We start from the raw sequence: 8763 nt of genomic DNA on the forward strand, positions 1-8763 counted from the left end.
GAGCACAGTGAATCGCGCTTAACTGTTATCGGACGGTGACCGACCGACGTCTGCCGGACGCGGGATCAGCGGACCACCGGCTCGGCCTGCATCGTCTCCGGGTTGAAGGCCAGACGCTCACGGGTGCGCTCGATGTCGGGATCGGGCACCGGGATGGCCGAGAGCAGCGCCTTCGTGTACGGATGCTGCGGGTTCTCGAAGATCTCGGCGACGTCACCGTGCTCGACGAAGTCGCCGAGATACATCACCGCGACTCGGTCGGCGATGTGCCGGATGACCGAGAGATCGTGCGCCACGAAGAGGTACGACAGGCCGAGCTTGACCTTCAGATCGTCGAGCAGGTTGATGACACCGGCCTGGATCGACACGTCGAGCGCCGAGACCGGCTCATCGAGCACGATGATCTTCGGGTTCGTCGACAGGGCGCGGGCGATGCCGATGCGCTGGCGCTGTCCACCGGAGAATGCGCCGGGGAAGCGATCGATGTGCGCCGGGTTGAGGCCGACGAGATCCATCAGCTCCTTGACGCGGCGCTGCACCTCGGCCTTCGGCGTGCCGATCGCGCGCAGCGGCTCGGCGATGATGTCGGCGACCGTCAGTCGTGGGTCGAGCGCCCCCATCGGATCTTGGAAGACGATCTGGATGTCGCGGCGGACCTGGCGTTCGATCTTGTGGCTGGTGATGTCGTTGACACTGGTGCCGTTGATGATGATGTCGCCGTCGTGCTGCTTGACGAGATCCATGATCTGCAGCAGAGTCGTCGTCTTGCCCGACCCCGACTCACCGACGATCGCCATCGTCTCGCCCTCGCGCACGTCGAAGGTGACGTTCTTCACGGCGTGCACCTCGCCGACCTTGCGCTTGAGGAAAGCTCCCTTCATCAGCGGGAACGACTTGTTGAGGTTGCGCACATCGAGGGTGACCGGACGCTGCTCGCGCGGCATGCGGGTCAGTGCGCTCTCGGCCGGCTTGTGCACGGGATAGACCGGCAGGCCGCCGATGAGACCGTTGTCGTCGATCTCGTTCGCGCGGATGCAGGCGACCTGGTGCGAGGCGCCGGTGCCGGTGGGCACCTCGACGAGATCGGGCTCGCGTGTGCGGCAGGCGTCGATTGCGATCGGGCAGCGATCGGCGAACGGGCAAGCGTCGGGCAGGTTGATGAGCAGCGGCGGGTTGCCCTTGATGGGGACCAGCGGCTCCTTCTCGTCCTTGTCGACGCGGGGGATCGCGCCGAGCAGACCGATCGAGTACGGCATCCGGGTGTGGTGGAAGAGCTCACCGACCGGGGCGTGCTCGATCGGCTTGCCGGCGTACATGACCATCACGTCGTCCGCCATGCGCGCGACGACGCCCATGTCGTGGGTGATCATGATCGTCGCCGCGCCCGTCTCCTGCTGCGCCTTCTCGATCAGATCGAGGATCTGCGCCTGGATGGTCACGTCGAGCGCCGTGGTCGGCTCATCGGCGATGATCAACTTCGGATTGTTCGCCATGGCGATCGCGATCACGACGCGCTGACGCATGCCGCCCGAGAACTCGTGGGGGAACCCCTTCATGCGCTTCTCGGGCTCGGGGATGCCGACCAGGTTGAGCAGCTCGATCGAGCGGTCCCACGCCTGCTTCTTCGACAACCCCCGGTGCACGGTCAGCGCTTCGATGAGCTGGTCGCCGACGGTGAACACCGGGGTGAGCGAGGTCAGCGGGTCCTGGAAGATCATGGCCAGACCGTTGCCGCGGATCACGGACATCTGCTTGTCCGACTTGCCCAGCAGTTCCTGGCCGTCGTAGATGATCGAGCCGGTGACCTTCGCGTTCTCGTCGAGCAGGCCCATGATCGCCAGCGAGGTGACCGATTTGCCGGAGCCGGACTCGCCGACGATGCCGAGGGTCTTGCCCGCTTCGAGGTCGAAGGACACGCCGCGGACGGCATCCACTCGCCCTGCCTCCGAGGCGAAGCTGACGGTGAGATCGCGGACCGAGATGATGGCGCTCATGCGCGGCCTCCTGCCGCCGAGGTGGGATCGAGGGCATCGCGCAGTCCGTCTGCGACCAGGGCCATCGAAATAGTGAGAAGCGTCAGCGCGGCCGCGGGGAAGTAGAACAGCCACGGCGCGGTGGTGATCGTATTCGCACCGGAGCCGATGAGCGAGCCCAGCGACACATCGGGGATCTTCACACCGAACCCGATGAACGACAGACCGGTCTCAGCCATGACCGCGATGACGATGCCGAGGGTGAAGTTGATCACCAGCAGCGACCCGATGTTGGGGATGAGGTGGCGCAGCACGATCCGGAACCCGCCGACGCCCATGTAGCGCGACGCGTGCACGTATTCGCGCTCACGCAGCGACAGAGCCGTGGTCCACACCACGCGGGCGGGGAAGTACCACCCGGTGACGAAGATCATGATGAGGGCGATCACGCGCCAGTCGCCGCCGGAACGGTTCGACAACAGCGACAGGATCAGGAAGCTGGGGATCACCATCATGAAATGGATCACCAGGAGGGTCACCTTCTCCGTGAGCCCGCCGAAGTACGCCGCCGCGGTGCCGATGACGGCGGAGAGGACGGTCGTACCCAGCGACACCGACACGGCGATCATGAGCGAGCGCTGCAGACCGATTGCCACCTGGGCGAACGTGTCGTTGCCGGAGGCCGTGGTGCCGAACCAGTGCTCCGGCGACGGCGGTTCCCCGAGAGCGAGGAAATCGAGCTCGATGTGGTCGTACTTCGCGATGAAGGGGGCGAAGATCGCGAACAGCACGAGCAGGATGAAGATGATGATGCCGCCGACGGCCGGCTTGTTGCGCATGAAGCGCCGGCTGTACAGCGTCCACTTCGACAGCGGCTTGCCGCTGGAGGTCTCCTCGGGCGGCGGATCGGCGGGAGCGGTGACGGTGGGGTCGATCATTTCACTCATGTTCAGCTCACCCTCACTCGCGGGTCGAGGACGACGACGAGGATGTCGGACAGGATGGCGCCGATCGCCACCATCACCGCGCTGAACGCGGCGACGGCGACCACGCCATAGATATCGCTCTTGTTGATCGTCTCGATGAAGTACCGGCCCATGCCGTTCCAAGCGAAGATCGTCTCCGTCAGGATCGCACCGGTGAAGACGGCGGGGATGCTGAAGGCGACCTGGGTCGCGACGGGGATGAGCGACGTGCGCAGTGCGTGCTTGCGGATCGCCTGCTGCTTGGTGAGGCCCTTGGCACGCGCCGTGCGGACGTAATCGGCGTTGATGTTGTCCAGCAGCAGGGAGCGCTGCAGGAAGTGGGTACTGGCGTAGCCGGTGATCACCAGGCCGATGGTCGGCAGCGTGACGTGCTGCAGTTTGTCTATCAGCACCGGGAAGAACCCTTCGACCCCCTGGCTCGCGGCCCCGGTGACGTAGAAAACGCGGACGCCGACGAGGTCATTGAACGCGATAGCCAGCAGCACGAGGCCGAGAGCGGCGACGATGACGTTGATGTTCATCGTGACGATCGACGTCGCCTGGCCGATGCGGTCGGCGAGCTTGTACTGGCGCGACGCCGTGTACACACCGAGGGCGATGCCGAGCACGGTCATGATGACCGTGGCGCCGAGCACGAGCTCGGCACTGACCCACATGCGGTAGCTGATCTGCTCGTTGATCGATCCGCCGGTGGGACTCACACCCCAGTCCCAGCGGAACAGGATCGAACTGAACCAGTTCCACCACCGTTCCCAGATCGGCACGGTGTCGCTGAGATTGCGCGGCTCGAGGAGGTTGTTGATCTGCTCTTCACTGAGCGGTGGGCGGCGCCCGACGTAGTTGTTCCGGGGGGTGAGGAAGCCCCAAGCCAGGAAGAACGTGAGGTTGGTCGCGACCACGATCATCAACAGCCAGCCGAGGAATCGGCGCAGGAGATACTTGATCAAGGTGATGATGTCTTTCTCTTTGCAGGCGCGCGCGGGATCGGCCGACGCAACGCTGAGTCGGATGTATTCAAACATCTCATGCTCGTCAATGCGACCGAGTCCGCCACGACTGGCACGGAGTCGGGTTGCTCCTGACACCCGGTGTCGAGCTGAACAGGGCAACTTCGCGAGACTATCATCGGTTCTCACGAATGGGGCATCCCCGACGGCTCATCGTAGACTGCAGGAGACATGTCACCACGCGCACACACTCCGCTTTCGCCTGCCGCGACGCCGCCTTCGCAGATCCGGAACTTCTGCATCATCGCCCACATCGATCACGGCAAGTCGACCCTTGCCGACCGGATGCTGCAGATCACCGGGGTGGTGTCGGATCGCGACATGCGCGCCCAGTACCTGGACCGGATGGATATCGAGCGCGAGCGCGGCATCACGATCAAGAGCCAGGCGGTGCGGATGCCGTGGGCTCTGGAAGACAACACTTTCGCGCTGAACATGATCGACACCCCTGGGCACGTCGACTTCACATACGAGGTCTCGCGCTCGCTCGCCGCGTGCGAAGGGGCGATCCTGCTCGTGGATGCTGCGCAGGGCATCGAGGCGCAGACACTGGCGAACCTGTACCTCGCACTCGAGAACGACCTGCACATCATCCCGGTGCTGAACAAGATCGATCTGCCCGCGGCAGACCCCGATCGCTTCGCCAAGGAGCTCTCCGACCTCATCGGCGGCAGGCCGGAGGACGTGCTGCGGGTCTCGGGCAAGACCGGCGTCGGCGTCGAGGACCTGCTCGACCAGATCGTCGCCGATATCCCGGCTCCCATCGGCGATGCGGATGCCCCTGCCCGCGCGATGATCTTCGACTCGGTCTACGACGCATACCGCGGCGTCGTCACCTACGTGCGTATGGTCGACGGCCAGCTCACACCCCGCGAGCGCATCCAGATGATGTCGACGCACGCCAACCACGAACTGCTCGAGATCGGCGTCTCGAGCCCGGAGCCCATCCCCTCGCAGGGGCTCGGCGTCGGCGAGGTGGGCTACCTCATCACCGGTGTGAAAGATGTGCGTCAGTCAAAGGTCGGTGACACCGTCACCACGAGCCGCGCCGGTGCGACCGAGGCCCTGCCCGGGTACACCGACCCGAAGCCGATGGTGTTCTCCGGCGTGTACCCGATCGATGGCAGCGACTACGCAGAACTGCGCGAGGCGCTCGACAAGTTGAAGCTGTCCGACGCATCGCTGCAGTACGAACCCGAGACCTCGGTGGCGCTCGGCTTCGGATTCCGCTGCGGCTTCCTGGGGCTCCTGCACCTCGAGATCATCACCGAGCGGCTCAGCCGTGAGTTCGGCCTCGACCTCATCACGACGGCACCGAGCGTGATCTACGAGGTGACCACCGACACCGACGAGACCGTTATCGTGACCAACCCGAGCGAGTACCCCGACGGTCGCGTCGCCTCGGTCTCGGAGCCGATGGTGAAGACGGCGATCCTGCTTCCCAAGGACTACGTCGGCGCGGTGATGGAACTCTGCCAGTCGCGGCGCGGGTCGTTGCTGGGCATGGAGTACTTTTCCGAAGAACGGGTGGAGCTGCGGTATCTGATGCCGCTCGGTGAGATCGTGTTCGACTTCTTCGATCATCTGAAATCCAAGACGCAGGGGTACGCCAGCCTCGACTACGAGCCTGCGGGGCAGCAGGCGGCCGATCTGGTCAAGGTCGACGTTCTGCTGCAGGGCGACAAGGTCGATGCCTTCAGCGCGATCGTCCATCGCGACAAGGCCTACGCGTACGGCACACTCATGACAGAGCGGCTGCGCAAGCTCATCCCTCGTCAGAACTTCGAAGTTCCGATCCAGGCGGCCATCGGTGCACGGATCATCGCGCGTGAGACGATCCGTGCCCTGCGCAAGGACGTGCTCGCCAAGTGCTACGGCGGCGACATCAGCCGCAAGCGCAAGCTGCTCGAGAAGCAGAAGGAGGGCAAGAAGCGCATGAAGATGGTCGGTCGCGTCGAAGTCCCCCAGGAGGCGTTCATCGCAGCGCTGTCCGGCGACGTCGAGGGCAAGGACAAGAAGTAGTGCACGCCGACGCCGCTGATCGGCGACTGCGGCTGGACGTGCGCGAGGTGCAGGTCCCGGATGCCGGCCGTGCGGCGGTCGCCGCGCTGGTGAGCACCTGGGAGTTCAAGCGTCGCGCGGGCTTCGGCACGCCGGAGGGCACACCGAGCGCCGGCGCTCGCGGAGTGCTCACGAAGCGACTGCTCGGCATCCGCTTCGCCGAGCCGATCCAGGTGACGTGGGCGAGCGATCGCGGGTTCGGATATCGGGCGATGCCCGGGCATCCCCTCGTTGGGGAAGAGTCGTTCGCGCTCGACGAGAACGGCGTCTTCAGTGCACGATCGACGTCGCGCCCCGCGTCGCTGATCTGGTGGCTGGCCTACCCGGCACTGCGCGTGCTGCAGTGGTCGACGCATCGTCGGTACATCCGGATCGTGCTGGCCGAGGCCGCCACCTCCCGTTGACACTGCGCCTGTCGTAGGGGCGTCGTCCAGAAAGAGAAACTAGGGTGGAAGACATGCGGCGCGGGACTTTCCGAGACGACACGGTCGACTATGCGGCCGTCGGGGCCACCCACGCCCCCGATCTGATGCAATATCCCCCGGAGCGGAGCGCTCCGGCGGAGAACTCCTGGCGCCTCGGCAGCGGCGAAGAGCGGTTCCGCACGGCCGGGGACGCTCTGCTGTCGTGGACGGCGCAGCGCGCGGCCGGCCTCGCGGTCGAAGACGTGCGCCCGGCATCCGGCCCGGCGTACACGGGGGTCAGTTTCGACGCCGAGGGCAACCCGATCGCTCCGAGCAAGAGCGAGGTCGAGCAGCGGTTCGACGCCGAGGGCACGCCCTTCGCCGGACCGGGGATGACCCTGCGCCTGAGCGGCCGGGTCGCCGGAATGCGCGCCGATGCTGAATTGCGAGTCATTTCCGTGACCGAAGAGGCGCGACGCGTCTGCCTGGTGCTGGGCACCGTCGGCGGGTCGGTCGTGAGCGGCGAGGAGCTGTTCGAGATCAGCTGGAACGAGGAGACCGATGAGGTCCGGTTCACAGTGCGCGCCTTCGATGCTCCGAACTCGGTGCTCTACCGCTTCATTCCAGGCCTCGTGGCGCGTCGCCGCAAGGAACTGTTCGCCCGCTACCTCCGCGCGATCTCGCCGCCGTACGCGACGCCGCTGTGATGGCGGGGCCCCTGCCGATCGGGGATCCGGCACCGGTCGACGGCCGGCTTCCTGCGGATCTGCCCGTCGATGCGAGCGTGCCGTTCTCGGCATATCTGCACGTTCCGTTCTGCCGGGTGCGGTGCGGTTACTGCGACTTCAACACCTACACCTCCGGAGAACTGCGCGGCGCCCGTCAGGACGAGTACGCCGACACGCTCGGCGCCGAGATCGCACTCGCCCGGCGGGTGCTCGACGACGCGGGCGCGTTGCGCCCGATGGATACCGTGTTCTTCGGCGGCGGGACCCCGACGCTCCTTCCGGCCGGCGACCTGGCGCGGATGCTGGAGACCGCGGTCTCGGCATTCGGCATCGCCGACGGTGCCGAAGTGACGGTGGAGGCGAACCCTGACACTGTGACGCCCGCGGTCGCGCGCACTCTGGCCGATGCCGGTGTGACTCGCCTCTCGGTCGGCATGCAGTCCGCCGTGCCCCACGTGCTGGCCGCCCTCGATCGCACGCATCAGCCCGAGAACGTGCGCACCGCCGTCGGCGCGGCACAGGACGCCGGGCTCGCCGTCAGCGTCGACCTGATCTACGGGGCGCCGGGCGAATCGCTCGCCGACTGGGAGGCCTCGCTGGATGCCGCGCTGGCACTGGATTCCGACCACATCTCCGCGTACGCGTTGATCATCGAAGACGGCACGAAGCTCGCCCGCCAGATCCGTCGCGGCGAGGTGCCGGCACCTGACGACGATCTGCAGGCCGACATGTACGAGCTTGCCGACGCGCGCCTCGCCGAGGGCGGATTCGACTGGTACGAGGTCAGCAACTGGGCGCGGAGCGAAGACCAGCGCTCGCGACACAATCTCGCATACTGGCGGGGGAGTGACTGGTGGGGGTTCGGACCGGGCGCGCACAGCCATCTGGCGGGGCTTCGCTGGTGGAACGTGAAGCATCCTGCGGCGTACGCACAGCGCCTCGCAGCATCCGAATCGCCGGCGGCGGGGACCGAGCGCCCCGACGCGCAGGCACACCAGTTGGAGCGCGTGCTGCTGGAGACCCGCCTGTCTGAGGGGATGGCGATCGCCGATCTGCCGGCGGCGCATCGCCCGCGCGTCGCTGGCCTCATCGCCGATGGACTGGTGGATGCCGGAGCCGCTATCGGCGGACGCATTCGGCTGACGCTCACAGGGCGCCTTCTGGCCGATGCCGTGGTGCGCGAGCTCACCGATTAGCCCAGCGAGTAGAATTGGCACTCCGAGTGTTCGAGTGCCAGGAGAGGAGTGCGTGATGGTCAGTGAACGTGGGCTTCAAGTGCTCCGCGCCATCGTGCAGGACTACGTCGAGTCGCACGAGCCGGTCGGCAGCAAGTCGATCGTGGATCGGCACTCGTTCGGCGTCTCGGCGGCGACGATCCGCAACGACATGGCGCTCCTCGAGGACGAAGAGCTCATCGCCGCGCCGCACACGTCGTCCGGCCGCGTGCCGACCGATAAGGGCTATCGCGTTTTCGTTGACCATCTCGCGCAGCTGCGCCCGCTCTCGGGTGCTCAGCGCAGCGCGATCGAATCCTTCCTCACCGAGCCCGCCGATCTCGACGACCTGATGGCGCGCACCGTGCGGGTGCTCACCCAGGTGACCGG

7 protein-coding genes and 1 pseudogene are annotated in these 8763 nt (G+C 66.1%); 5 read left to right on the top strand and 3 right to left on the bottom strand.

Features of this window, described 5'->3' with window-relative positions; genetic code table 11:
- Nucleotides 1–65 precede the first annotated feature (65 nt).
- From ACTICP_RS09480 to ACTICP_RS09490, 3 genes are read right to left on the bottom strand one after another with little or no spacing between them, the layout of a single operon-like run.
- A complete protein-coding gene (locus ACTICP_RS09480; RefSeq protein WP_441891731.1) occupies nucleotides 66–1994 on the bottom strand; it encodes an ABC transporter ATP-binding protein in 1929 nt (642 codons plus the stop codon).
- Complete coding sequence (locus ACTICP_RS09485; RefSeq protein WP_441891733.1) at nucleotides 1991–2911, bottom strand: ABC transporter permease; 921 nt, start codon at nucleotides 2909–2911, stop codon at nucleotides 1991–1993. The genes ACTICP_RS09480 and ACTICP_RS09485 overlap by 4 nt, the downstream gene beginning before the upstream one ends.
- A gap of 11 nt (nucleotides 2912–2922) precedes the next feature.
- Nucleotides 2923–3981 carry an ABC transporter permease gene (locus ACTICP_RS09490; protein ID WP_441891735.1) on the bottom strand — a complete coding sequence of 353 codons (1059 nt, stop codon included), beginning with the start codon at nucleotides 3979–3981 and terminating at the stop codon, nucleotides 2923–2925.
- A 156-nt stretch (nucleotides 3982–4137) separates the two neighbouring features.
- On the opposite strand from ACTICP_RS09490, the gene lepA reads away from it, so the two are divergent.
- The 5 genes and pseudogenes from lepA to ACTICP_RS09515 form a co-directional block, all read left to right on the top strand.
- Nucleotides 4138–5988, top strand: a complete 1851-nt coding sequence (lepA, locus tag ACTICP_RS09495) for a translation elongation factor 4 (protein ID WP_441891737.1) — start codon at nucleotides 4138–4140, stop codon at nucleotides 5986–5988.
- A complete protein-coding gene (locus tag ACTICP_RS09500) occupies nucleotides 5988–6431 on the top strand; it encodes a DUF1990 family protein (RefSeq protein ID WP_441891739.1) in 444 nt (147 codons plus the stop codon). The genes lepA and ACTICP_RS09500 overlap by 1 nt, the downstream gene beginning before the upstream one ends.
- Before the next feature lie 53 nt (nucleotides 6432–6484).
- On the top strand, nucleotides 6485–7138 hold the full coding sequence (locus ACTICP_RS09505; RefSeq protein WP_441891741.1) for a DUF1990 family protein: 654 nt from the start codon (nucleotides 6485–6487) through the stop codon (nucleotides 7136–7138).
- Nucleotides 7138–8355, top strand: a complete 1218-nt coding sequence (hemW, locus tag ACTICP_RS09510; protein WP_441891743.1) for a radical SAM family heme chaperone HemW — start codon at nucleotides 7138–7140, stop codon at nucleotides 8353–8355. Before ACTICP_RS09505 ends, hemW begins: the two co-directional genes overlap by 1 nt.
- A 55-nt stretch (nucleotides 8356–8410) precedes the next feature.
- Nucleotides 8411–8763 (top strand): annotated as a pseudogene (locus ACTICP_RS09515) (heat-inducible transcriptional repressor HrcA); the annotation flags it as partial.

This window comes from Microbacterium sp. (assembly GCF_052102115.1).
GTDB lineage: Bacteria > Actinomycetota > Actinomycetes > Actinomycetales > Microbacteriaceae > Microbacterium.

Excerpts from the sequence above, each read along its gene's own strand:
- ACTICP_RS09505 (WP_441891741.1), top strand. The coding sequence starts at position 6,485 with ATGCGGCGCGGGACTTTCCGAGACGACACGGTCGACTATGCGGCCGTC.
- ACTICP_RS09485 (WP_441891733.1), bottom strand. The coding sequence starts at position 2,911 with ATGATCGACCCCACCGTCACCGCTCCCGCCGATCCGCCGCCCGAGGAG.
- ACTICP_RS09490 (WP_441891735.1), bottom strand. The coding sequence starts at position 3,981 with ATGTTTGAATACATCCGACTCAGCGTTGCGTCGGCCGATCCCGCGCGC.
- lepA (WP_441891737.1), top strand. The coding sequence starts at position 4,138 with ATGTCACCACGCGCACACACTCCGCTTTCGCCTGCCGCGACGCCGCCT.
- ACTICP_RS09480 (WP_441891731.1), bottom strand. The coding sequence starts at position 1,994 with ATGAGCGCCATCATCTCGGTCCGCGATCTCACCGTCAGCTTCGCCTCG.
- hemW (WP_441891743.1), top strand. The coding sequence starts at position 7,138 with ATGGCGGGGCCCCTGCCGATCGGGGATCCGGCACCGGTCGACGGCCGG.